This is a genomic window from Kitasatospora sp. A2-31 (assembly GCF_022288725.1).
Taxonomy (GTDB): domain Bacteria; phylum Actinomycetota; class Actinomycetes; order Streptomycetales; family Streptomycetaceae; genus Kitasatospora.
On the sequence record NZ_JAKNTA010000222.1, the window covers coordinates 1 to 1,249 of the forward strand.

Below are 1,249 nucleotides of genomic sequence, written 5' to 3' on the forward strand. Positions count from 1 at the left end.
CCCGCCGAGCCTGCCGCCGGAGCCACCGCGCCGGCGGCCGCCGGCAGCCACGCACCCGGCACCGCGCTCGCCGAGCTCGGCGCCTCCGGGATCACCGTCCGAGGGCGGCCCCTGGAGGACGCCCTCGGACCGGCGTACCGGCTCTTCACGGGCGGCGGGTAGCGGCGCCGCCCCGTTCCCTTTCCCTACCCGGCCGGTCCGGCCGCAGGCCCCGGTCCGGCCCTAGCCGGCCGTCACCGGGTAGTGGTCGGAGAGGTCGTTGTAGGTGTAGCTCCTGCCCCAGCTGCTCACCGTCCACGGCGCGCTGTGGAAGCGGACCACGGTGTTGGTGTAGTTCGCCGGCCGGGCGTGGTCGGTCCGGTAGAGGACGTAGTCCAGGTCCTCCTTGGGCTCGCCGGGGTACCGGTAGGCGGCGATCGAGTTGTCGACGGTGTCGAAGGAGTCGACCCAGCCGTTGCGGGTGTCGGCCGGCGCGACGCCCGCGTTGGCGAGCAGCGACGGGTACTCGGTGTCGTGCGAGTCGATGTTGAGGTCGCCCGCGATGACCACCGGCTCGGCGGCCGGGATGTTCTTGCCGTCGATGAACGACTTCATCGCCCTGAGCTGCGCCGCCCGCACGGCCGCCGGCTCGCCGGCGGAGCACCCGGTGTCGGTGGACTGCAGGTGGGTGCCGACCACGTGGGTGCGCACGCCGTTGACGTCCAGCACGGCGTAGACGAAGCCCTTGTTCGACCACCAGTCCGCCCCGCAGGCGTCCTTGAAGACGTACTGCTCCTTGCGCAGGATCGGCCACCTGCTGAGCAGCGTCACCCCGCCGTCCTCCGGCGTGGTGGAGCTGTAGCTGCCGCCGGTGGCGTCCCAGCCGCTGGTCGAGCGGCCGACCACCGGGGTGTGGTACGGGTAGGCGGCCGAGGCCTGCGAGGTGAGCAGGTCGGAGGCGGCGTTGTCGAAGGCCTCCTGGAGAACGACGACGTCCTGCCCCTGGAAGAAGTCCGCGGCGGCGATGGCCTTCGCGCGGTGGTCCTGGCCCCAGTTGGGGTAGAGGCTCTTGCTCATCAGGAAGACGTTGTACGTCAGCACCTTGAGTGCGGGCACCGAGCCGGCGGGCACGGTGGCGGCCGAGGCGGTGGGGGCGACGGCCAGCGGGGCGATCAGGCCCGCGGCGACGGCAGCGGCGGCGGCCAGGCGCGGGCCGCGGCGAAGCGGGGGGGGGGGTGGGATGCCCGCAGGGAACGCGCCTTGGGCCACG

1 protein-coding gene is annotated in these 1,249 nt (G+C 73.4%); it reads right to left on the bottom strand.

Annotated elements, in window-relative coordinates; genetic code table 11:
* Positions 1-222: 222 nt before the first annotated feature.
* On the bottom strand, positions 223-1,248 hold the full coding sequence (gene sph, locus MCM47_RS41045) for a sphingomyelin phosphodiesterase (RefSeq protein ID WP_374209288.1): 1,026 nt from the start codon (positions 1,246-1,248) through the stop codon (positions 223-225).
* Between the last annotated feature and the right edge of the window lies 1 nt (position 1,249).